This is a genomic window from Rugamonas rivuli (assembly GCF_009380165.1).
GTDB lineage: Bacteria > Pseudomonadota > Gammaproteobacteria > Burkholderiales > Burkholderiaceae_D > Rugamonas > Rugamonas rivuli.
On sequence record NZ_WHUF01000003.1, the window covers coordinates 594,698 to 616,393 of the forward strand.

The 21,696-nt window shown below is 63.1% G+C and carries 21 protein-coding genes; 5 read left to right on the forward strand and 16 right to left on the reverse strand.

Annotation, left to right across the window (positions count from 1 at the left end; all coding sequences use genetic code 11):
- Positions 1-50 precede the first annotated feature (50 nt).
- The 3 genes from GEV01_RS13025 to GEV01_RS13035 form a co-directional block, all read right to left on the reverse strand.
- Positions 51-800, reverse strand: a complete 750-nt coding sequence (locus GEV01_RS13025; RefSeq protein WP_152804876.1) for a PEP-CTERM sorting domain-containing protein — start codon at positions 798-800, stop codon at positions 51-53.
- A gap of 347 nt (positions 801-1,147) precedes the next feature.
- Complete coding sequence (locus GEV01_RS13030; protein WP_152804878.1) at positions 1,148-1,606, reverse strand: MarR family winged helix-turn-helix transcriptional regulator; 459 nt, start codon at positions 1,604-1,606, stop codon at positions 1,148-1,150.
- 123 nt (positions 1,607-1,729) lie between these two features.
- Complete coding sequence (locus GEV01_RS13035; protein WP_152804880.1) at positions 1,730-2,431, reverse strand: alpha/beta hydrolase; 702 nt, start codon at positions 2,429-2,431, stop codon at positions 1,730-1,732.
- A gap of 279 nt (positions 2,432-2,710) precedes the next feature.
- On the opposite strand from GEV01_RS13035, the gene GEV01_RS13040 reads away from it, so the two are divergent.
- A complete protein-coding gene (locus GEV01_RS13040) occupies positions 2,711-3,505 on the forward strand; it encodes a hypothetical protein (RefSeq protein WP_152804883.1) in 795 nt (264 codons plus the stop codon).
- On the opposite strand, the gene GEV01_RS13045 is transcribed toward GEV01_RS13040, so the two are convergent.
- Positions 3,497-4,387, reverse strand: coding sequence for a LysR family transcriptional regulator (locus GEV01_RS13045; RefSeq protein WP_152804885.1), 891 nt, complete (start codon positions 4,385-4,387; stop codon positions 3,497-3,499). The genes GEV01_RS13040 and GEV01_RS13045 overlap by 9 nt on opposite strands.
- Positions 4,388-4,489: 102 nt before the next feature.
- Here GEV01_RS13045 and GEV01_RS13050 point away from each other — a divergent pair, with 102 nt between their 5' ends.
- Positions 4,490-5,305: a pirin family protein gene (locus GEV01_RS13050; protein ID WP_152804887.1), complete on the forward strand. Its 816-nt coding sequence runs from the start codon at positions 4,490-4,492 to the stop codon at positions 5,303-5,305.
- A gap of 24 nt (positions 5,306-5,329) precedes the next feature.
- Positions 5,330-5,746 carry a DoxX family protein gene (locus GEV01_RS13055; protein WP_152804889.1) on the forward strand — a complete coding sequence of 139 codons (417 nt, stop codon included), beginning with the start codon at positions 5,330-5,332 and terminating at the stop codon, positions 5,744-5,746.
- 50 nt (positions 5,747-5,796) lie between these two features.
- Here GEV01_RS13055 and GEV01_RS13060 read toward each other — a convergent pair whose 3' ends face one another.
- The 8 genes from GEV01_RS13060 to GEV01_RS13095 form a co-directional block, all read right to left on the reverse strand.
- Positions 5,797-6,594: an isocitrate lyase/PEP mutase family protein gene (locus tag GEV01_RS13060; RefSeq protein WP_152804891.1), complete on the reverse strand. Its 798-nt coding sequence runs from the start codon at positions 6,592-6,594 to the stop codon at positions 5,797-5,799.
- A 12-nt stretch (positions 6,595-6,606) separates the two neighbouring features.
- Positions 6,607-8,982 carry a DNA polymerase II gene (locus GEV01_RS13065; RefSeq protein WP_152804893.1) on the reverse strand — a complete coding sequence of 792 codons (2,376 nt, stop codon included), beginning with the start codon at positions 8,980-8,982 and terminating at the stop codon, positions 6,607-6,609.
- Positions 8,983-9,034: 52 nt separating this feature from the next.
- Entirely contained in the window at positions 9,035-9,598 is a 564-nt protein-coding gene (locus GEV01_RS13070; RefSeq protein WP_152804895.1) for a hypothetical protein, read from the reverse strand.
- Positions 9,579-9,956, reverse strand: coding sequence for a hypothetical protein (locus GEV01_RS13075; protein WP_152804897.1), 378 nt, complete (start codon positions 9,954-9,956; stop codon positions 9,579-9,581). The genes GEV01_RS13070 and GEV01_RS13075 overlap by 20 nt, the downstream gene beginning before the upstream one ends.
- A 135-nt stretch (positions 9,957-10,091) precedes the next feature.
- Positions 10,092-12,608 (reverse strand): TonB-dependent receptor, encoded by a 2,517-nt coding sequence (locus GEV01_RS13080; protein WP_152804899.1) that lies wholly within the window; start codon positions 12,606-12,608, stop codon positions 10,092-10,094.
- Between the two features lie 269 nt (positions 12,609-12,877).
- Positions 12,878-13,951 carry a LacI family DNA-binding transcriptional regulator gene (locus GEV01_RS13085; RefSeq protein WP_152804901.1) on the reverse strand — a complete coding sequence of 358 codons (1,074 nt, stop codon included), beginning with the start codon at positions 13,949-13,951 and terminating at the stop codon, positions 12,878-12,880.
- A gap of 21 nt (positions 13,952-13,972) precedes the next feature.
- On the reverse strand, positions 13,973-15,202 hold the full coding sequence (locus GEV01_RS13090; protein ID WP_152804903.1) for an acyl-CoA dehydrogenase family protein: 1,230 nt from the start codon (positions 15,200-15,202) through the stop codon (positions 13,973-13,975).
- A gap of 11 nt (positions 15,203-15,213) precedes the next feature.
- Entirely contained in the window at positions 15,214-15,918 is a 705-nt protein-coding gene (locus tag GEV01_RS13095) for a histidine phosphatase family protein (protein WP_152804905.1), read from the reverse strand.
- Positions 15,919-16,010: 92 nt separating this feature from the next.
- Here GEV01_RS13095 and GEV01_RS13100 point away from each other — a divergent pair, with 92 nt between their 5' ends.
- Complete coding sequence (locus tag GEV01_RS13100) at positions 16,011-16,919, forward strand: LysR family transcriptional regulator (RefSeq protein ID WP_152804907.1); 909 nt, start codon at positions 16,011-16,013, stop codon at positions 16,917-16,919.
- On the opposite strand, the gene GEV01_RS13105 is transcribed toward GEV01_RS13100, so the two are convergent.
- The 3 genes from GEV01_RS13105 to GEV01_RS13115 are packed head-to-tail and all read right to left on the reverse strand — an operon-like array spanning position 16,916 to position 20,401.
- The gene (locus GEV01_RS13105) at positions 16,916-17,524 is read right to left on the reverse strand and encodes a PqiC family protein (protein ID WP_152804909.1); all 609 of its coding nucleotides are present in this window, start codon (positions 17,522-17,524) and stop codon (positions 16,916-16,918) included. The genes GEV01_RS13100 and GEV01_RS13105 overlap by 4 nt on opposite strands.
- Positions 17,521-19,152 (reverse strand): PqiB family protein, encoded by a 1,632-nt coding sequence (locus GEV01_RS13110; RefSeq protein ID WP_152804911.1) that lies wholly within the window; start codon positions 19,150-19,152, stop codon positions 17,521-17,523. Before GEV01_RS13110 ends, GEV01_RS13105 begins: the two co-directional genes overlap by 4 nt.
- The gene (locus GEV01_RS13115) at positions 19,145-20,401 is read right to left on the reverse strand and encodes a paraquat-inducible protein A (protein WP_328595509.1); all 1,257 of its coding nucleotides are present in this window, start codon (positions 20,399-20,401) and stop codon (positions 19,145-19,147) included. Before GEV01_RS13115 ends, GEV01_RS13110 begins: the two co-directional genes overlap by 8 nt.
- 111 nt (positions 20,402-20,512) lie before the next feature.
- On the opposite strand from GEV01_RS13115, the gene GEV01_RS13120 reads away from it, so the two are divergent.
- Positions 20,513-21,238, forward strand: a complete 726-nt coding sequence (locus GEV01_RS13120) for a substrate-binding periplasmic protein (protein WP_152804914.1) — start codon at positions 20,513-20,515, stop codon at positions 21,236-21,238.
- Positions 21,239-21,252: 14 nt separating this feature from the next.
- Here GEV01_RS13120 and GEV01_RS13125 read toward each other — a convergent pair whose 3' ends face one another.
- Positions 21,253-21,696, reverse strand: coding sequence for a thioesterase family protein (locus tag GEV01_RS13125; RefSeq protein ID WP_152804916.1), 444 nt, complete (start codon positions 21,694-21,696; stop codon positions 21,253-21,255).

Sequence of the window (21,696 nt, forward strand, 5' to 3'; positions counted from 1 at the left end):
CACATGCATCGGAGGGCGGGGCCCCACTCTCCGAGGTCAACGCAACAGGCTTACGCCGCAGCGCGCGATTTGCGGCGTGCCATCCAGCCGACCAGTCCCAGGCCGCCGATCAGCATGCCGTAGGTGGACGGTTCCGGCACGGCCGTGATCGACAGGTTGTCGATCGCGACATCGTACCTGGCGTAGTCGAAGACATAACCCGGCTTCAGCGTCGTGAACACGATCTCATCCACACTGGCCAGCACGCTGGCGAAGGTGCGGCCGGACGGCAAGGTCGGCCCCTGCCCATCGGGACCGCCGTAGCCGCCCCAGCCGGCAGGCAGCGCCAGCGAACTGGTGTCACCGATAGTCACCGACAGATGTTGCCAACCCTTGGTCGCATCGATACTGCCGAGGCTGTAGAACACGCTGGTGTACGGCAGGTTGGCCGGCTTGTTGTCGTAGTCGCGCAGCTCGACGACGAGGTCGCGCGAGACCTCCTGGCCAAAGAAATCGATCTGCTGCGCCGAGATATCCAGGCCGATGGTGACGCCCGCGAGCTTGGTATAGTCGCCGAGGAAGGCCTGGTTGCTGTGGGTCCCCCAGCTCACGCCGAAGTTATCGATCACGGTGCGCAGGGCCGGTGCGCCGACGCCCATATTGGGATCGATACCGGAACCGCCAACACCGTTCAGGGGCTGCATGGCCCACCAGCCTTCTTGCCCCTTGGAGAAATCAACCGTTGCCGAATGCGGCACGGCCATGGCAGCACCGCCAGCCAGGGACAGCGCCAACACCATCATTGCTTTATTCAAAGTCATGGGTTTTCCTTTACAGACAGGTTAGAGGGATACCGCTACCACCACGCGACTGAAAACACGGAAAAATTATCGTTTTCTTAAGCCCGTGTGAGGCCGATTCTGTGATCGGCGAACCCGTCTGTCAAAGAGCACACACAACTAAATTGTAAGGAAAATGTAACCAAGTTTCTCAATGACCAACCGCTATTCCCAACGGAAACTTGTAACTAAAAGTAAGAGGAACGCGGCCAAACGGCAATTCCCCTATGACGATATATTTTAAGCATCAAGCAAATTTGACCGTTCGGACAAGCAAAACAGCCTCGTCCGGAGCATTTTGCGTCCATTAGGAAAACGTTTGTTTTTTGCTACAAGGAAGGCGTGACTTCATGGCGCAGATTGCCGATCAGCGCGTCCAGCCCCGCCATCAGATTTCCCGCATCCCCGGCATTGATGCCGCATTGCTGGACGATCTGCCGGCTGACTTGCAGGCCCTCCTTGCGCAACGCCTTGCCGGCGTCGGTCAGCAAGAGCATCAGACTACGCACATCGTCGGGATGACGCTTCCTGACAAGATAGCCAACCTCCTCCAGCCGTTTCACGACGGGCGTGAGCGAACCGGAATCCTGGCCCAGCCGGTCGGCCAGCTCCTTGAGCCCCAGGCCTTCCTCGTCCCACAGTATGACCATCACCAGGTATTGCGGATAAGTCAGGTTCAGCGCGGAGAGTATCGGCTTGTAAAGCTGCGTCATCAGCAGCGACGCGGAGTACAGCTTGAAGCAAAGGTGCTGGGCTATCGTGGGCGGATTGTCGGATTTGGCGTTCATAAACAATGGCCGGAAAGTAAAATTAAAAGCTGCTTGTGACGACCATTATAGTCGAATAATTAGCGCGCTAACAAAACCGCCGGCGGCGCGGACGGGGGATGGAGAGCCTCCGCCGTGCGGCTTTTACTGCTTCTCATCGAGAGCCTTGGCGGCTTTTTCAATCAGTGCCGCCACTGCCCTGGGCTGCGATACATACACGGCATGGCTGCCAGTAACTTCGATGGTTTCGGCTTTGATGCGCTGGGCCATGAAACGCTGGGCCGCAGGCGGTATCATCTTGTCGTCCTTGGCCACGAGGTAGTAGCTCGGCTTGACCTTCCACGATGCTTCGCTCACCGCGCCACTCAAGGCGCCCAGGCCCCATGGCACTTGCGAGTTCGCCATGAAGCTGGCTTTTTTAGGATCGACATCGGCGGCAAACGACGCCGCGAACTTGGCTTGATCCAACAACAGGAAACCATCGACGGGCGGCAGGATAGGCGGCACGGGAGCGCCGGGGGCCGGGTTCTTGATCAGGGTCTCGACCGATTCGCCCTTTTCCGGCGCAAACGCTGCTACATAGACCAGTCCCTTGACCTTGGGATCATTGCCGGCCTCGGTGATGACAGCGCCGCCATAGGAATGCCCCACCAGCAATACGGGGCCTTGCTGCGCATTGATGACGCGCTTGGTGAACGCGACATCGTCCGCCAGTGTGGTGGTCGGGTTCTGCACGATGCTGACCTTGTAGCCATCCTGCTTCAGGATGTTGTTGACATCCTCCCAGCCGGAGCCGTCGACAAAACCGCCGTGTACCAGAACGATGGAGAGAGCTAATGCATTCATGATGATTTCCTTTAAAGTGGATTGAAGAGTCAAAGACGTGATCAAGATAAATATTGCCAACTATTAAGTAGCGAACTACCTATATGCCGCCTTCTGGTCTTGGTCATCGCTTGAATAGAACTATACTTAGCGCGCTAAGTATTTTCAAGTACTTTATTCATTGCGTTAGTCATCAATAAACCACGTTATTTTCCACAAATGCCGATGCCGGTAGTGCGGTCATGGATGGCGCCCCCTGTCATAATAGGGTGTTCTTTGTTAATGGGGCCTGGACGATTCATGAGATTCGGCATTTTCGCATTTGCGCTCGCCATTGCCATCGGCAATGGCGGTGGCGCTGCCGCTTGCGAACCGATACGAATCGGCTACCTGGACCAGGAACGGCCGCCCTACTGGCTAGGCACGGGCACCGAGGTGCCGGCCAAGCCGGGCGCATCGGCGGAACTGGTTCAGCGCTTCGCCGCCAGTGCCGGTTGCGAAGCGAACTTGAAACGCTTGCCGGTCATGCGCATCAAGCCAGCGCTGATCTCCGGCGAACTGGACTTCGCCCCCATGGATTCCAGCGCCAGGGACACGGCCGGCATCGTCTTCCCCCGCGATAAAAACCACCAGCCCGACATCGCGCGCGCACTGCCGCTCAACATCGTCGTGTTCGTCCGCAGCGCCGACCAGATACCGCGCGCCACCGATCCGGCCAAGTATTTCCAGGACCGCCTGCTGGGCATCACCCTGGGCGCCAGCTACAAGCTGCGCATGCAGAATCTCGGGCTGAAAGTCGACAGCGGCGCCGTCGATATCGCGCGCAACCTGGAGAAGCTGCGGCTCTACCGCATCGATGGTTTTGCAGTCTCCGTCACCTTCCCCAACGATATGGACAGCTACATCGCCCAGAAATACAGGGGCGCCGTCGTCCGGCTGCCGCAGCCGCTGTTCACCGACCACATCTGGCTGGCGGCCAGCGAAAGCTACTATGCCGCGCACCCGGCCCAGGTGGAAAAAATGTGGTCCTGGCTGGCCTCCCCGGGCATACGGGAGTATGCCAACCTGCTCAAAGAGTACGCCGAACTACCCTAGCTTCAGCTGGTTGACGAACCAGCGTCCGGCCGGGCCGGGCGGATGGTCGCGCAGATGGATGGCGTGCATCGAAAAGCCCGGCCCCAGCGGCGCGTGCGCCTCCAGCGTGATGCGCACCAGCTTGCCGGTGCGCAGATCGTCCTCCACCATGTGCAGCGGCATGTATCCCCAGCCCAATCCGGCGCGCAGGAAAGCGTGCTTGGCGCCGAGATCGGCCAGCCGCCAGGTCTGCGCCGCGACCACGCCGAAATTGCGCCCGGCTGTCAAATCCGAACGATCCGTCAACACCAGCTGCACATGCTGCGCGGCCTGCGCCTGCGGGATCGCGCCCCTCACCTCCGTCAAGGGATGGCCGGGCGCGGCCACGCACACCGCCGTCACGCTGAGCAGGAATTCGGACGCGCAACCGGGCGGTATCTCCGGCAGCGAGCCGATGATCGCCACCCTGCACTGGCCCGCCACCAGCGGCTGCACCACCGCGCCCAGCGCCTCCACGTACAGCCTGAGCGGCGTGGTCGGAAACGCCGCCTTGAACGCCTGCACCGCCGCCGTCAGCGTGGCGATCGGGAACATCACATCGACCGCCACCGCCAGCTCCGGCTCCAGCCCCTCGGCCAGCGTGCGCGCCTTGGCCTTGAACGCATCCATGCCACCGACGGCGGCGCGCGCCTGCTCCAGCAGCGCCCTGCCCGCCTCCGTCAGCTGCGGATAGCGCCCGGTGCGTTCGAACAGCGCAAAACCCACCTGCAACTCCAGGTTGGCCAGCGTGGTGCTGACCACCGACTGCGCCCGGCGCAGCTTGCGGCCGGCGGCGGAAAAACTCCCTTCGTCAGCTGCGGCGATAAAGGTGCGCAGCTGGTCCATCGACATGGCGTCAAGCATGCATCTACTCCTTGGATACTATCCATCCAATTATATAGGCTATTCAGATGGATAGACCCGACCTAAGATGCTCTCCATGCACTGCAAACAAGGAGCAAGCAAATGAAAACACGCAACATCGCATTCCGCACCAAAGGCAATACCCGCGGCCCGATCACGCGCCTGGTCAGCCCCGGCGACGTCGGCCAGATGATCAAGCCCTTCGTGTTCCTCGACCGCTTCCGCATGGAAGCCAACCGCGGCGGCAAGATGGGCATGCATCCGCACTCCGGCATCGCCACCGTCACCGTCGTGATGGACGGCGCCACGGCCTACCGCGAAACCACCGGCAGCGAAGGCGTGCTGCACGCCGGCGGCGTCGAGTGGATGAGCGCCGGCAACGGCGTCTGGCACGACGGCGGCCCCATCGAAGGCCATGGCGTGCGCGGCTTCCAGTTGTGGCTGGCGCTGCCGCCGGAAGACGAAAACGGCCCGGCGCACAGCCAGTACCTGGCGGCGGAGCAAGTGACCAGCAGCGGTCCGGCACGCGTGATCATCGGCCGCTACGGCGATGCCGCCAGCCTGATCCAGCCGCGCGCTTCGATCAACTACCTGCACGTGAAACTGCGTGACGGCGAACGCTGGACCTACCAGCCGCCAGCCGGCCACGACGTTGCATGGGTGGCGGTGGCCGACGGTGCGCTGCGCGTGGCAGACACGGTGATCGGCCTCGAAGTGGCGGTGTTCGAAGAAGGCGGCGGCGCCATCGACTTCGTCGCAGAAGGCGAGACGGAATTCGTGCTGGGCTCGGCGGTCAAGCATCCGCACGAACTGGTGACGGGCTACTACTCGGTGCACACCAGCCTGGCCGCGCTGGCGCAGGGCGAAACAGAAATCGAGCGCATCGGCACCCAATTGCGCTCGGCAAATTTGATGTAATCCAACTCATTGAAAGGAACGACCATGAACAACGCTAACACTTCGATCATCCCTGCAATCGGCCGCGTACTGATGGCCGCCATCTTCGTCATGAGCGGCATCGGCAAACTGCTGGCGCCGGCCGCGACGATAGGCTACATCGCCTCCTCCGGCCTGCCGTTCGCCACCGCCGGCCTGGCGATCGCCATCGCGGTTGAACTGGGCGGCGGCCTGCTGCTGGCACTCGGCATCCAGACCCGTCTGGTCGCTGCCGGACTGGCCGCGTTCTCCATCGTCACCGCGCTGGCTTTCCACCACGCGATCGGCGACCAGAACCAGATGATCCACCTGCTGAAAAACATCGCGATGGCAGGCGGCTTGCTGCAAGTGGTGGCCTTCGGCGCCGGCGCCTACAGCTTCGACAACCGCCGCGCCGTTACTGGCAATCGTCAGCCGGCATAAGCTCAAGCGTCATAAAAAAACGGCACCGCACGCGGTGCCGTTTTTCGTCGTCAGCGCGCTGGGATAAACAACTTCTGCAGATCGCCATACGGCATGGCTTTCGCGACCAGCGGACCGGCGCTGCCGGTGGCCAGGAAGTCCTTGGCCATGTCGCCGGCCACCGCCCACAAGGCTTGCGAAATACCGGAACCCGCGCTCAGTCGGCGCACACCCAGCTGGTGCAGTTCCTCGGCCGAAGGCAGGCCCGGCCAATCCATCACGTTGACCGGCAAGCCGGCGCCAGCCACCACCGCCTTGATCTCGTCGACCTTGCAGATGCCCGGCACGAACAGGCTGTCGGCGCCGGCTTCCTTGTAGAGCGCGGCGCGCTTCAGCACTTCGGCCACGCGTTCGTCTTCGGGCGCCAGACCTTTCAGATAAACGTCGGTGCGGGTGTTGATGAAGATGTCCTTGCCCGACTGCGCCGCCAGCTTCTTGATGGCAGTGATTTTCGCGGCCAGCAGCGACGGCGCATCGCCGCCGTCTTCCAGGTTGATGCCGGCCACGCCGACATCGATCAGGCGCAGCACGGTTTGCGCGACGGCGTCGGCATCATCCGAATAACCGTTTTCAATATCCACCGACAGCGGCACCGTCAACACGCGGGCGATGCTGGCGGCGACGTTGATCGCCACCTCGGCCGGCATCTGGCCGCCGTCGGCATAGCCTGCGGCCCAGGCCACGCCGGCGCTGGTGGTGGCAATGGCCGGTGCGCCCAGGCTTTCAAACAACCTAGCGCTACCGGCGTCCCAGGCGTTAGGCTGGTGCAGCAGTTTACTTCCATCATGCAGTTTCTTGAAATCGCTCATGCTATCTCCGTTTTAGAAAAGGCTGGCTTGCGCCGTTGTGAGGCTGGTAAAACTGTCGTGCATCGGCAGCAGTATCGAATCTGCGATCGGCTGCAGTTGCTTGGTCAGGTAGTGCTCGTAGTCGATATGCGAGCGCACCACCTCGGTAGGCTCCGGGCCGCTGGTGGTCATCACATAGCTGATCCAACCGCCGTTCTGATAGCGCAGCGGGCGGTGCTGCGCCTGATTGTACTCATCGGCCAGACGCGCGGCGCGCACTTGCGGCGGCACGTTGACCTTGTATTCGTCCAGCCGCTGGCGCAGGCGCTTGCGGTACACCAGCAGCTCGTCGTAGTCGCCGGACAGCGTCTTCTGCGCATACTCGCGCACGAAATCCTGGTAGGGCTCGTCCTTGAAGATGCGTGTGAACAGGCCCTGCTGGAACTGCTGCGCCAGCGGCGTCCAGTCGCTGCGCGCCACCTCCAGGCCGCGGTAGATCACTTCCTCTTCGCCCTTGGCGTTGACGGCCAGGCCGGCGTAGCGCTTCTTGCTGCCGGTCTCGGTGCCGCGTATGGTCGGCATGAAGAACTTGCGGTAGTGCGTGTCGAATTCGATTTCGAGATGGCACTCCAGACCGTGCTTTTCCTTCAGCATGGTGCGCCACCAGTCGTTGATCTTGACGGCCAGGCCCTCGCCGATGGCCAGCGCCTCAGCGTTGCCGTATTCCTTTTTCAGCCAGATGAAGATGGAATCGGTGTCGCCGTAGATGACGTCGTAGCCTTCGGCCTCGACCAGCTCGCGGGTCTGCTTCATCATCTGGTGGCCGCGCAGCGTAACCGAGGAGACCAAGCGGGGATTGAAGAAACGGCATTCGGTCGCACCCAGCACGCCGCAGAAGGAGTTCATCAGCAGCTTCAACGCTTGCGACAGCGGCTCGTTCTTGGCGCGCTTGGCGGCGTCACGCTGCTTCCAGATTTGCGTGGTGATCTCGGGCAGGCAATGCCTGGTGCGCGAGAACACGGTGCCGTTGACGCCCTCCACCACGGACGCCGGATCGTCTGCTACCTCGCCTTCGATCAGGCCGACCGGATCGACCAGGAAGGTGCGGATGATGGACGGATACAGGCTTTTGTAATCGAGCACCACGACCGAGTCGTACAGGCCGGGTTTGGAATCCATGACGAAGCCCCCCGGCGAAGCGCCGCCGGAGACATCGCCGACGCTGGGCGCGACATAGCCTTCGCGATGCATGCGCGGCAGGTAGTGATGGCCGAAGGCGGCGATCGATCCGCCCAGATGGTCGGCCTGCAAGCCCGTCACGGTGGCGCGCTCGATCATGAAGGCCAGCAGGTTGGCCTTGTCGAAAATGCGCGTGACCAGCTCGCAGTCCTTCAGGTTGTAGTGGGCCAGCGCCGGCTTGTCTTCGTGGAAGCGGCGTTCGATTTCAGCCATCTTGTCGTAGACGTCGCCGATGTCCTTGCCCTCGCCCAGCATGGCTTGCGACACGTTCTCCAGGCTGAAGGACGGGAAGGTCCACGACGCGGCCTTCAGCGCATCGATGCCGTCGAGGACGATGCGGCCGACCACCGGTGCGAACAGATAGCCCTTCTGGCCGGGATGCTCGCGCCATTCGATGGTCTTGCCTTCGCGGCCCAGGGCCAGCGGGAGCTTGTACTTGTCGGCGTTCTTTTGCAGTACGCGCAGGTCGAACTGCACCACATTCCAGCCGACCAGCACATCGGGATCGTGGCGCACGAACCAGGCGTTGAGCTTCTCGATCAGCTGGCGTGGGGTGGCGCAGTATTCCAGGTCGAAGTCGATCTGCTGCGACGACTCGGCCGGCGCTTCGCCCAGCATGTAGACCTGGCGCTGGCCGCAGCCCTCCAGCGCGATCGAATACAGATCCTCGAAGGCGCTGGTTTCGATATCGAGCGAAACCATCTTCAGCTTGGGGCGGTACTCGGGAGCGGGCTTGAGCTTGCAGTTGTGGATGACGGTGGCGCCCTGCGTCTGGCCGCCTTCGAACTGCACGGCGGCGGTGATGAAGCGCTCCATCAGATAGCGCTCGGGCGGACGGATATCGGCTTCCAGCATCTTGATGCCGTGTTCGCGCAAGGTCCGCTCCAGCGCCGTGAGCTGCTTGTAGCGGGAGGCATAAATGCCGACCACCGGTTCCTGCTCGAAGGTTTTCAGTTCGAGATCGCGCAGCTCGAAGCCGGGCTGCCCGCCGATCAGCGCCTCGATGGCCGCGCGCTGCTTCGCCTCGGCGAAAGCCACCGAAGTTTGCGCGGTCAGACGGATCTTTTTCGGGCCGTCGTCGGTCGCCAGCCAGAACTCGATCTCCGTCCCATTGGCCGCGTCTCGCCAGTGGCGAGTCAGGATAAAGCCGTTTTGGGCAGTATGCGTCATGACAGAATTATACTGTATGTGCATACAGCTTACCAGCGGGCGACGCAAGGACCTATTTATCGCCTGCGAAGGCCTTGCCCAGCTCGGGGCTGAGGTGCATCAACGGGATTTTCTGTCGGCGAAATTCTCGCTGCAAGCGGTCCCGTCCGCCAAACGCCTGCGTCAGCGTGGCCGACAAATTATCCGCCAGGGCTTCCAGCACCGGCTGGGGAATTTCGTCAAAAAACCTGGCGTCGAACACTTCGCGAGCCGGGCCAAAGACGATGCATTCACTGCCGTCAATTTCAATCACCGTGCCGTATCGGTTGATCTCGTACTTTGGAAAGTTGGGCGGCCTGGGCGCCGAGCGGATCGAATAGCCACCGATGACGTAATACTGCCGGTTCCCATCCAGCGCGGCGGCATAGATCCATGTCCGGCTCTGCATGCGTTCGTCATCAGCCAGCGTCGGGCACTTGCGGATCTCATCGTCGGGCAGCACATTGAAATGCGTCTTGGCCAACTCGTAGCGCAATCCAAAAACCGGTTCATGCAGCGCTGTAGGCGCGGCGCTTTGCGCGTTTTCTGCAAGAAGGGCCAGCAGCACAAGAAGACGACTAAGGACGGTAGACGACATAGCCTGGCCTCTCTTTTCGATACGCTGGTCCCGGCCAAAACCCGGTTTGTACGAAATCGGATACCCAGTTTTTTCCGTCATATGCCTGGATATGCCCCGCGCCCGATGCGGCCGGTGGCTGCATCACAACGACGTCCCCTTTCTCCGCGGAGAATTGCGCAGGATCGTCAGAGGCAACCACATGAAATCCGTTACGCAACAGAGTAGGCCCCCAGGCCTTGGCATCGTGCGGATGGCCGGTAGTCCTGGCCCCGCCAGCCTCCAACGCCAGGCGTACATACTTTGCACAACGTCTCTGGCTTATCTTCCCTGCGTTCTTCTTCAACTGCTCCACGAACTTCTCTATATTGATAGTCATGTCCAGGTCCTCCCATACAAGAACTGGACTTTGCTCCGAACAGACTGGGACATCATTGCGCCGTCACAAACGTCGCCGCAAAAAAAAACGCATGCCCAAGACAGCGGCATGCGACTTTAAAAGCGACGCGGATGCTTAGTACTTCACATCGAGCTTGACACTGAAGTAGCGGAACACATCACGCGGTGGCACCCAGCTGTTGACCGTCAGGGCCGGCGAGGTGGCTGTCGGGCCGGCGCGGAACGATGGGCCGCTGGCGTTGGCGTTCGGGATGTAGAAGCGGTCGAACAGATTGTTCACCCGGAAGCTGATGCCGTAGCGCCCCTTCTGGTCACGCACGCCAAAGCCCAGGTCGGTAATGCTGTAGCCGGCATTGACCGAGCGCGGATCGTTGTTGATGTTGGTGTTGTACTCGTTCTGGTAACGCACGTTGACGTTGACGAAACCATTGACCGGTAACTGGGGCACCGGGAACTCGTAGTTGGCGCCGATGTTCAGCTTGATCTTCGGCGTGCCCGGGAAGATGCTGTTGTCCAGGTTCTGCACACCCGTGGTCGAGCCCGGCGTGATCGGGAAGCAGCTCGGGTTCTGGCCGGCCAGCGAACCATTGGCCGCCAGCTTGGTGTTGCCGACGGCGACGTTGGTGGTGTCGGCGAAGCACGGACCATTGGCCCACTTCTCGATGGTCGGCAGCGTGAAGGCTAGTGCCGCGTTGATGGTCAAGTCCTTGGCCGCCAGCAGATGGCTGTCGATCTCGAAGCCGTGCGTGCGGATGCGCGGAATCGAATTCAGCTGGCTGTAGATGGTCGGATCATTCGGCTGCACGTAGGTGACGTTCTGCTGGTAGTTGAAGAACTCCGAGTTGTACACCGTGGCCGCCACCGACAAGCGGTTGTCGAACAGGTTGGCCTTGGCGCCGATCTCCATCGTCTGGCTGGTTTCCGGACGCACCGGGAACGCCGCCACCGCCTTCAGGCCGGACGTGACGTCATACGCCTTGCCCTTGTAGCCGGTCGCGCCCATCACATACACCATCAACTCCGGCGTGACCTGCTTCTGCAGGCTGACCTTGCCGGTGTAGGCGCGGTCGGCGTTGCCGGTGCTCTGGAACTGGTCCACGCCCGGGGGGCCCGGCACGAAGCTGGCGCGGTCGACCTGGTTGGTGTAGTAGTTGCGCGCGTAGTGGAAGCCCGAGGTTTCCAGGTTGTCGCGCAGGCCGGCTTCCAGCGTCCAGGTCGGTACGAATTCCCACGAGGCCTGGCCGAAGATGGCCTTGTTGGTGTTGTAGATGTCGGTGTAGTAGTTGGTCGGGCTGGAGTTGGAGTTGCCGTTGCACAGGGTCGGCGACACGCAGTAACCGCGAATGAAGTGGCGGTAGATCTCGTTATGCGCCGCCCACAAACCGGCCACGTACTTGAAGTTGCCACGGTCCGGCGAAACGTAGCGGATTTCCTGCGTCTTGGTGCGGATGTCGTAGGTGCCGTACTGGTTGTTCCCCTGCGTCAGCGCGGTCTTGCCCGCTTCGGCGATGGTCGGCACGTCGGTGAAATCCTGGTCGCGGAAGTCGTTGGCCAGGTATTTGTCCACCGAGCTGATCGCCATCAGCTGGGCATCGTTCGGCAGCGTGTAGGTCAGCTTGAGGCCGGTGCCACGGTCGCTGGAAATCAGGCCGGTCGGGAAGTCGCGGCGCACATTGCGGTTGTTTGGATCGTTGACGTTGATACCGGCCAGCACCGACGTCGCCGGCAGCAGCGGGTTGCCGTTGAAGTAGACGCCGTCCAGGCCCACCGGCGTCGACACCAGGTTGCCCGCCGCCGCAGAACCGGTGCGCAGGAAGAAGCCGTTGATGGCGGTGACGCCGCGCGTGTTCTCCGAATAATTGTAGTGCGGCGACAGGTCGATAGACAGATTGTCGAGCGGCGTCCACTGCAGCTTGGCCAGGAAGGTCTTGCCGCCCGAGCCGTTGACATCGCGGCCGTCGGTCAGGTTGTGGAAGGTGCCCGGCAGCCGCGTGTTGCTGGCGGCGATGCGCATCGCGAAGTGCTCGTTGATGGTGCCGCCCATCGATGCGTTGACGCGCCATTCGTGGTCGCTGCTGAGGTAGGTGCTGCCGCGATAGGTCATCGGGCCGGCCAGCGGCTTGGTGACGATGTTGACGGCGCCGGCCACGGCCGACTTGCCGAACAGCGTGCTCTGCGGTCCCTTCAGCACCTCGATGCGCGACACGTCGGCCAGATCCTTGAAGGCCTGGAACTGGGTGGCGATGGGGATGTCGTCGATGATGACGGCCACGTCCGACTCGACGCCGATGCCGACCGACACGGTGCCGATGCCGCGCATGAAGATGGCGTTGTTGGCGGCGGTGGTGCCGGAGTTGAGCGTCAGCGACGGCATCATGTTGACCACGTCTTCGAATTCGCGCACGTTGGTGCGCAGGATTTCCTGCTCGCTCATGACCGAGATGGCCATCGGCACGCTTTCCAGTTTTTCCACGCGCTTGTTGGCCGTCACCACCACGGTTTCCAGTTGGCCGGGTTTGGCGGTCGAAGCTTCCTGCGCCTGCGCCGTCATGGCGAACAGGGCCAGCGCCAGGGCCGAGGCCATCGGCGTCATCTTGATGGTCGTTTGCTGCTTGTAATTGTTGTTAAACACTGTTGTCCCCTAATTGACAGATAAGAACCGCTACGTACCTCTGCTTAGTTATACGATGTGTAGGCGTTTAACAACAACTAAACCACACCGACCAACTCCCGCGCCGCACCATTTTTTGAGGCTAAACGCGGTCTTGCCCCGGAAACTGCCACTTGCACCACATCCATGGTACCGGTACCAGTTGTACGATGACTCAGGTTAATCCGTGCAGTTGGAGATGTCAATAATTTTCAGAAAGGCTGTGCAAGCAGCCAGCCGGGGCGGCTTGGTCAGGCGCTGTCGCGCTCGATGATGGAGAAACCGATGTCGATGATGCCGTCGCGCACCTCGCGCTCCTGCGAGCGGTCGACGATGAAACGGGCGGCTGTGCTGCCTATCGTGGCGCCGTCGATGCGCACCGTGGTCAGCGCCGGCTGCAGGTCGCGGGCGAAGCTGAGGTCGCCCAGGCCGACCACGGCCAGCTGGTCCGGCACCGCGATACCCTGCGCCTGCGCCTCGGTCAGCACGCCCAGCGCCACCATGTCCGAGCTGCAGAACAGCGCGTCGATGTCGGGATGGCGGGCCAGCAGCTCGCGCAGGCCGGAGCGGCCCAGGCCGACGTTGGTCGGCGCCGGCACCACCCAGCCCGGCACTTCGGTCTCGCCGGGCCGCGCCATGCCCAGTTCAATCGCGGTCTCGGAGAAGGCCTTCATGCGGCGCATGGCGCGCTGGTCGTTCGCGCTCAGCGTGGCGACGCGGCGCTTGCCGCGCGCGTGCAGATAGCGCGCCACTTCCTCCCCCACTTTTTCGTGCGAGAAGCCGATCAGCATGTCGATGGGGTCGGGCGTCAAGTCCCAGGTTTCCACCACGGGGATGCCGCTGGTGAGCAGGCGCTGGCGGCCCTGCGGCGAACGCATGATCCCGGTCAGCACCACGCCGTCGGGACGGCGGCCGATGATGGCCTCCAGCAGTTCATCCTCGCGAGAGTCTTCGTAGCCGGACTGGCCCAGCATCAGCTGATAGCCCGACGCCGCCAGCGACGCCGTCAGCGACTGCACCATCTCCAGGAACACATTGCCGGAGATGGTGGGAATCACCGCCGCCACCAGTCTGCTCTTGCGCGAGGCCAGGCCGCCGGCCAGCATATTCGGCACGTAGCCGGTCTGCTCGACGGCAGCGCGCACCCGCTCCAGTATCGCATCCGACACCGCGTTCGGCGTGTTGAGCGCACGCGATGCGGTGATCGGCGCCACGCCCGCCAGCTTGGCGACGTCGCGCAATGTGGTGCCGCCGCTTTTGCGGCGGCTGCGGCGTGGAGGGGCCGCTACTGGCGGCTCTGCGTTGTGATCCGGGGTGTCATCCATGCGGCGATTCTAACACCGGGATCAGTGGCTGCGCGGCGCCTTGTAGCGCGCCAGCTCCATCTTGCCGATCTGGCTGCGGTGCACTTCGTCCGGACCATCGGCCAGCCGCAGCGAACGCGCACCGGCATAGGCCGAAGCCAGGAAGGGATCGGCCATGCCGCCGCCGCCCTGCACCTGGATCGCCCAGTCGATCACCTTGCAGGCCATCGTCGGCGCGGCCACCTTGATCATCGCGATCTCCTTGGCCGCGACCTTGTTGCCGACCGTGTCCATCATGTAGGCCGCGTTCAGCACCAGCAGGCGGGCCTGGTCGATCATGATGCGCGACTCGGCGATGCGTTCCAGCGTCACGCCCTGCTCCGCCACCGGCTTGCCGAAAGCGACGCGGCTCAAGCTGCGCTTGCACATCTGCTCCAGCGCGCGCTCGGCCAGGCCGATCAAACGCATGCAGTGGTGGATGCGGCCCGGCCCGAGGCGGCCCTGGGCGATTTCGAAACCACGGCCCTCGCCCAGCAGCAGGTTGGAGGCCGGCACGCGCACATTGTCGAACACGATTTCGGCGTGGCCGTGCGGCGCGTCGTCGAAGCCGAACACCGGCAGGTGGCGCAGCACCTTCACGCCGGGCGTATCGCGCGGCACCAGTATCATCGACTGCTGCAGGTGGCGATTGGGATTATCGGGATCGCTCTTGCCCATGAAGATGAAGACCTTGCAGCGCGGGTCGTTGCCGCCGGAGGACCACCACTTGCGGCCATTGATCACATACTCGTCGCCATCGCGCACGATGGAGCTGGCGATGTTGGTGGCGTCCGACGAGGCCACGTCCGGCTCGGTCATGCCGAAGCAGGAACGGATGCGGCCATCGAGCAGCGGCTCCAGCCACTCGCGCTGCTGCGCCTCGGTGCCGTAGCGGGTCAGCACTTCCATATTGCCGGTGTCCGGCGCCGAGCAGTTGAATACTTCCGGCGCCCACACGGCGCGGCCCATGATCTCGCACAGCGGCGCGTATTCCAGGTTGGTCAAGCCGGCGCCGTGCTGCGAATCGGGCAGGAACAGATTCCACAGCCCCGCCTCGCGCGCCTTGAGCTTGAGCTCTTCCATCACCTTGGTCGGCACCCAGGCATCGCCGGCCGCGCGGTTGGCGTCGATCTCGGCATGGAAGCGCGCCTCGTTCGGGTAGATATGCTCGTCCATAAAGGCCGTCAGCCTGGCCTGGAGCTGCTTTACTTTCGGGCTGTAGTCGAAATCCATGATGCGGTCCTTTATCGGTAGGTGACGGCGCCGGGTTGTCCCAGCCATTCCAGATGCGCGTAGTTGTTCAAGTAGCTGAGCGTGAACTGGCCGGGGCGTTGCAGCAGCTTGGTGACGGCGCAATTGGCCAGCGACCAGCTCAACTCCATCACTTGATAGTCCTGAAGGCCAAGCAGGTGCTGCATCAGCGTGGCGATCACGCCGCCCGACGTGAAGACGATGGTGGCCTGCTTGCTGCTGTCGGTGTCGAGCCGCTCCAGCGCGGCCACGCAGCGGCGGCGGAAGTCCGGCCAGGTCTCGGTGTACTCGTCGTCGTGCCAGCCGCTCATCCATCGCTGCATGGCGGCGCGGAACAGGTGCTCCAATGCGCGTTGCGGCTCCTCGTGGCGCGCCAGCAGCTGCTGGAAGGCCGCGGCATCGACCGCCTCCGGACAATGGCGCCGCAGCACTTCGTGATGATCGAATTCGGCGAAGCCTTCGTCGGTGATCCATTCGGCGTCGGCCAGCTGCGGCTTGGGCAGCTCGGCCAGGCAGGTGTCGGCGGTCTGGCGATGTCGCGCCATGCCGCCCACCACCACGCGCTGGAAGGACTGGCGGCTGTTGGCGTACCACTGCCCTAGCAAACGCGCCTGCTCGTAGCCCAGCGTCGACAGCTGGTCGTAATTGGCGCTGCCGAACGAGGCCTGCCCGTGGCGCACCAGATAAATTTGTCCCATTTGCTTCCAGCTCCAGATCAAAACAGGCACCAGCTTAACGCCCGGCCTATAATTCATCAAATGAATAGTTTTAATTTAGCCGCATAAATCTCATGCATATATCCAAGGTCGATCTCAATCTGTTCATCGTCTTCGAAGCAATCTACGCCGAAGGCAGCATCACGCGCGCCAGCCTGAAGATGAACCTGACGCAGCCCGCCATCAGCCACGCGCTGAACCGCCTGCGGCAGTTGTTCGACGATCCGCTGTTCGAGCGCCAGGGCCACGTGATGGTGCCGACACCACTGGCCCGCTCCATCATCGACCCGGTGCGGCAATCGCTGCGCGGCTTTGAAGTGACGCTGAACGGCGCCGAGCGCTTCGACGCCGCCACCAGCGAACGCGCCTTCTCGCTGGCCTTGCGCGACGTGCTGGAAGCGAGCGTGCTGCCGCCGCTGATGGCGCGCGTGGCGCAGGACGCGCCGTCGGTGGGCCTGAACACCTTGCAGGTAGGCCGGCGCGAACTGGAAAGCGAACTGGCGGCCGGCACGCTGGACGCGGCGATCGACATCCTGCTGCCGCTGTCGAATGACATCCGCCGAACGCTGCTGGCGACCGACCAGACGGTGGTGCTGGTGCGGCGCGATCATCCGCTGGTGCACGGCACGCTGGATCTGGATGGCTACCTGAAGCTGGAGCATATCCAAACCAGCTCACGCCGGCGCGGACCGGGGCTGGAGGATTTTGAACTGAGCCGTCTGGGATTGCAGCGGCGTGTAAGGCTGCGCTGCCAGCACTACTTCGCCGCCTGCCGCGCCGTCAGCCAGACCGACCTGGCGCTGACGATGCCGGAGCGGCTGGCGCGCGTGGTGAACCAGCAGTTCGGCAACCAGATCCTGCCCTTCCCGCTGCAGATGCCATCGCTGGACATCTACCTGTACTGGCACGCCAACGTCGACAACGATGCGGCCAGTGTGTGGCTGCGGGATCAGATCAAGCAAGCCATGCAGGCTGCGGACTAGCAGCCGGCGTTGGAGCCCGACGCCAAGCCACGGACGGCCTTGGAGATATCGGCGGCGATGCGGGTGACGGCGCGGCGGTGGCCGGCTACCAGCGCGTCGTAGCCGCCGCTGACAGGTTCGTTGGCGACGCTGCGGCAAGTCAGCACCTTGCTGCTGCCGACCAGCCGCACGCTCCACACCGCGTCGATCAACGCATACCGGCCCGGCGCAGATTCGAAGCGCTGCACGTTGGTGCTGATGCGGTAGACCGGCGCGCCGTCCGTGGTCGGCGTGCGGAACACGTCCACCGTTCCCAGCTCGCCGGTGATCGCCAGCGACAGCGCCTGGCCGATCTCCGACGCCGGCATCGCCGACCAGCGTTCATGCTCCAGCAGATCGATGCGCCCCGCCTCCGTGCTGACCACCATCTGATAGCGCGCCACCTGCTGCGGCACCGCCACCGCCGGCAGCTCGATGTAGTAGCCGGCCGGCGCGGCGGCCGGCACGGGCACGCCCATGCCGTTACTCAGGCTGTAGAAATGCTCGGGCGGCGTGGCGGCGCAGCCGGCCAGCAGCAGCGCGGCCGCCATGGCCAGCATGGCCTGCACAGTTTTATGCTGCATCATTTCGGCTCTCCCTTGGTGTCCTGCTTGCTGGTCTTCCCGCGTATCAGCGACTCGGGATGACGCTCCAGATAATCCGACAATGCGTTCAGCGATTGCAGCGTTTGCGTCAGCTGCTGCAAGGCCTCGCGCAGATCCGACTGCACCGGCGAATCCTTCTGCAGCAGCTGATTTGCCTCGCCGAAGGTCTTGCGCGCCGCGCCCAGCGTATCCTTCATCTCCGGCACCACCTGCGCGTCGAGCTGCTTGAACAGCACATTGGCGCTCTTCAGCGTATCGCGCAGGTTGTTGCCGATCTCGCCGAACGGCACCTGATCCAGCTTGCGCGCGATGCTGGAGATCTGCGTCTGCAGTTCGTCCAGGCTGTTCGGCACCGTCGGCACCTCCAGCGGATACTGCGCCACATCCAGCTTGGCCTGCGGCGCATTCGGGAAGAAGTCCAGCGCCACATACAGCTGGCCGGTCAGCAGGTTCCCCGTGCGCAGCTGGCCGCGCAGGCCACGCGCCACCAGGCGCTCCAGCACTACCGGGCCGGCGTTGCGATCCTGCTCGCTGGAGACGGTCTGCTGGAAGCTGCGGCCCAGCCGCGCCGGGTACATGTCCACCGTCACCGGCATGCGGAAGTTCTTCTTCACCGGATCGAACTCCACGCCGACCGAGCGCACCTCGCCCAGCACGATGCCACGGAAGTCAACCGGCGCACCGGGCGACAGGCCGCGCAGCGACTGGTCGAAATACAGCACCGTCGTAATCGGCACGCCGTCCGGTTCGCGCAGCGCGCTGGCCTGGTCGGAGGCCAGCGGAAAATCGCTGCCGGGCGACGCCGACTGGTCCGGCTTCTGGCCGCTCATGGTCTCGAACGCGATGCCGCCGACCAGCAGCGCCGCCAGCGACTGGGTGTTGACCTTGAAGCCATTCGAATCGAGCCGCACATCGACGCCGCTGGCATGCCACCAGCGCGTGTTCTTGCCCACGTACTGGTCATAGGGCGCATTGACGAACACTGTCATCTTCACGCCATGCCCTTTTTCGTCCAGATCGAAGCCGACCACCTGCCCTACCTGGATGCGGCGATAGAAGATCGGCGAGCCGACATCGATCGAACCCAGGCTCTCGCCGTGCAGCGTGTACTTGGTGCCTTTGTCGTCGCCCACCACTTGCGGCGGCTTCTCCAGTCCGACGAATTCGTGCTTGGTCTCTTCGGCCTTGCCGGCATCGACGCCGATGTAGGCGCCAGACAGCAAGGTGCTCAGGCCGGACACGCCGCTCGCACCCACCCGTGGACGCACCACCCAGAAGCGCGTATCGGCAACGGTGAAGCGCTCCGCCTCCTTGCTCATGTCGATCGTCACCAGCACCTTGGACAAATCGCGCGACAGCGTAATCGAACGTACCAGGCCGATATCCACGTCCTTGAATTTGACTTTGGTCTTCCCGGGTTCCAGCCCGTCCGCGCTGCGGAAGCTCACCGTGACCGTCGGCCCCTGGTCCATCACCGACTTCGCCACCAGCGCCAAACCTATCAGCGCCGCCAGCAGCGGAATCAGCCACACCAGCGAAGGCAGCCAGCGATTGGCCTTCTCCACGCGGGGCTCGGGTAGCGGCGGCGCGCCGCTGTCGTTTTCAGGCATGGTTCTCTCCATTCGAATCTATCGGATCCCAGATCAGGCGCGGGTCGAACTGCATCGACGCCAGCATCGTCAGCACCACCACTGCGCAAAACGCCAGCGCGCCGGGACCGGCAGTAATCACTGCCAGCGACTGGAAGCGCACCAGCGCCACCGTCAGCGTAATAACAAAGATGTCGAGCATCGACCAGCGGCCGACGAACTCCACGATCCGGTACAGTATCGTGCGCTGCAACGGGCGCCAGCGCGAGCGCCGCTGCGCCGTCAGCGCCAGCAGCGACAGCGCCGCCAGCTTCAGCACCGGCACCACGATGCTGGCGATGAAGATGATCGCCGCCAGCGCCGGCGAGCCGCTGGTCCAGAAGTAGACCACGCCGCTGATGATGGTGTCGTCCTCCTTGCCGAACAGCGAGTGCGTGTACATCACCGGCAGCAGGTTGGCGGGAATATAGAGGATGGTCGCGGCCAGCAGGAAGGCCCAGGTCCGCCCCACGCTGTCTGGACGACGGCGGTGCAGCACGGTGCCGCAGCGCGCGCAGCGCTGATGCGCGGCCGGTTGATCCTGCGCCACCAGGCCGCAGCTGTGGCAGGCCGCCAGGCGCGTATGCGGCGTGTAGCGGTACTCGGCCTGCGCCGGCCTGCGCGGTCCGGGCAGGTGCTCGCCGATATTCCACAGCATCTGCGGATCGAAAGACACCACGATGGCCAGCATCAGCGTTAGCGCGCCAAAGGCGAACAGGCCCGGTTGCACCACCACCTGCGCCAGGCTGGTCATCTTGACGATGGTGATCAGAATGCCGATCATCAGCACTTCCGTCATGCCCCAGCGCCGCGCCGCGCCGACGGCGCGCAGCAGGTGGTCGAAGCCGCGCGGCCGCACACCGCTGCGCAAGGCCAGCGTCACGTACAGCAGCGCGCCCAGCTCCACCGCCGGCAGCAGCACCGTGAACAGGAACACGATCGCCGCCACCACCTGCATCTGCTCCATCCACAGCACGCGTATGGCGCCGAGCAAGGTGGCGCTGGAGGTGTAGCCGCCGACATCCAGTTCGACGATGGGGCAAAGCTGGGCGATCAGGAAGGTGAAGATGGCGGCCAGCGTGATGGCCGCCATGCGGTTGACGTCGGAATGGATGCCGCGATAGAGGATGGAACGGCAGCGCACGCAGCGCGCCTTCTCGCGCGGCAGCACGGGGCGCCGCTTGTGAAGCGCGCCGCAATCGTGACAGCTGATCAAATCGTATCGATACACTGGCTGGCCGTTTGGACAATAATGACCATATCATACGATAATCCTGCAGATGCACGTAGCAGTCCGCATCCGTTATGATGAGCGAAGATTTTGAAGTTTGAAAAGGTATCTATGCCACGCCGCCAGTTGACACTCCTGATCGCCGCAACGCTTGCCGTTGCGGGCTGCGCGCATGCGCAGGCCGGGAAGGAACTGGTGTTCGGCACCACGCACGACGAGAACTCGCCGCTGTTCCTGTACGCCAGCGCCTATCTCCAGCAACTGTGCGACGAAAGCAAGCAGCGCTGCACGCTGCAAAACCTGCCCGGACGGCGCTCCGAAGCGATGCTCGCCGCCGGCACCATCGTCGGTGAGGTAGGCCGCGTCAAAGGCTATATCCAGAAGCATCCTGACTATGTTCGTCTCGACGAACCCTTCATCATCTCGCGCACTCGCATCTTCACCCGCAGCGACAAGGACATCACCAGCTGGGAATCGCTGGCAAAGAAGGTCAAGACGGTCAGCTACAAGCGCGGCATCTACCTGTACCAGCAAAGGCTGGAGGCGCTGCAGCCGGCGATCCAGCCGCATGACGTGCAAAGCGAAGCGGCTTGTTTGCAGATGGTGCTGGCCGCGCGCGACGACGCCTGCGTGTTCGACGACGGCGGCATCAGCAGCGAGGCAAAGCCGTTGCTGGCGCAGGGACACAGCAGCGTATCTGTGGAAGACCTGCCGCTGTACATCTATCTCGGGAAGGACAACAAGGCGCTGGCGCTATCGCTGTCCGAAGCCGCCAGGCGCCTGGCGGCGCGCGGCGTTCCGGCGCAGCTGCACCGCAAATTCTACGAAGGCAGATAGCTTCGAGGCGGCGCTTACTTGATGCTGGTGTTCAGTTCCTGGAAGTCGGCGGTCTTGCCCAGCGACTGCCAGGTGGCCAGCAGATTGGCCGGTGGCGCAATCAGCTTGCGGGCCGCCAGATCGAGCCAGCCGCCGGTGCTGGTGACGCGCGCGGCCAGCTTGCCGTCGGCGCGGATGATGTCGGTGCTGAGCGACCAGCGGCTGCCATCGGTCGACAAGCCAGCCACGCCCAGCGTGACGGTGATCTCTTCAAGCAGCATCACTTCCTTGAAGTAGGCGATTTCGTCCTTCATTACCACCGGACCGATTTTCAGGCGCATGAATTCGCTCATCGGGAAGCCGTTCTCCGACAGGAACAGCATGCGCACATCGCCCGCCTTGTCCAGGAAGGCCGTGTTGCGCATATGGCTGTTGAAATCCATATCGCCCCAGCCGGCCATCATCTTCTTTTCAAACAT

Coding starts and splice junctions, on each gene's coding strand:
- GEV01_RS13025 (WP_152804876.1), bottom strand. CDS start 800: ATGACTTTGAATAAAGCAATGATGGTGTTGGCGCTGTCCCTGGCTGGC.
- GEV01_RS13030 (WP_152804878.1), bottom strand. CDS start 1,606: ATGAACGCCAAATCCGACAATCCGCCCACGATAGCCCAGCACCTTTGC.
- GEV01_RS13035 (WP_152804880.1), bottom strand. CDS start 2,431: ATGAATGCATTAGCTCTCTCCATCGTTCTGGTACACGGCGGTTTTGTC.
- GEV01_RS13040 (WP_152804883.1), top strand. CDS start 2,711: ATGAGATTCGGCATTTTCGCATTTGCGCTCGCCATTGCCATCGGCAAT.
- GEV01_RS13045 (WP_152804885.1), bottom strand. CDS start 4,387: ATGCTTGACGCCATGTCGATGGACCAGCTGCGCACCTTTATCGCCGCA.
- GEV01_RS13050 (WP_152804887.1), top strand. CDS start 4,490: ATGAAAACACGCAACATCGCATTCCGCACCAAAGGCAATACCCGCGGC.
- GEV01_RS13055 (WP_152804889.1), top strand. CDS start 5,330: ATGAACAACGCTAACACTTCGATCATCCCTGCAATCGGCCGCGTACTG.
- GEV01_RS13060 (WP_152804891.1), bottom strand. CDS start 6,594: ATGAGCGATTTCAAGAAACTGCATGATGGAAGTAAACTGCTGCACCAG.
- GEV01_RS13065 (WP_152804893.1), bottom strand. CDS start 8,982: ATGACGCATACTGCCCAAAACGGCTTTATCCTGACTCGCCACTGGCGA.
- GEV01_RS13070 (WP_152804895.1), bottom strand. CDS start 9,598: ATGTCGTCTACCGTCCTTAGTCGTCTTCTTGTGCTGCTGGCCCTTCTT.
- GEV01_RS13075 (WP_152804897.1), bottom strand. CDS start 9,956: ATGACTATCAATATAGAGAAGTTCGTGGAGCAGTTGAAGAAGAACGCA.
- GEV01_RS13085 (WP_152804901.1), bottom strand. CDS start 13,951: ATGGATGACACCCCGGATCACAACGCAGAGCCGCCAGTAGCGGCCCCT.
- GEV01_RS13090 (WP_152804903.1), bottom strand. CDS start 15,202: ATGGATTTCGACTACAGCCCGAAAGTAAAGCAGCTCCAGGCCAGGCTG.
- GEV01_RS13095 (WP_152804905.1), bottom strand. CDS start 15,918: ATGGGACAAATTTATCTGGTGCGCCACGGGCAGGCCTCGTTCGGCAGC.
- GEV01_RS13100 (WP_152804907.1), top strand. CDS start 16,011: ATGCATATATCCAAGGTCGATCTCAATCTGTTCATCGTCTTCGAAGCA.
- GEV01_RS13105 (WP_152804909.1), bottom strand. CDS start 17,524: ATGATGCAGCATAAAACTGTGCAGGCCATGCTGGCCATGGCGGCCGCG.
- GEV01_RS13110 (WP_152804911.1), bottom strand. CDS start 19,152: ATGCCTGAAAACGACAGCGGCGCGCCGCCGCTACCCGAGCCCCGCGTG.
- GEV01_RS13120 (WP_152804914.1), top strand. CDS start 20,513: ATGCCACGCCGCCAGTTGACACTCCTGATCGCCGCAACGCTTGCCGTT.
- GEV01_RS13125 (WP_152804916.1), bottom strand. CDS start 21,696: ATGTTTGAAAAGAAGATGATGGCCGGCTGGGGCGATATGGATTTCAAC.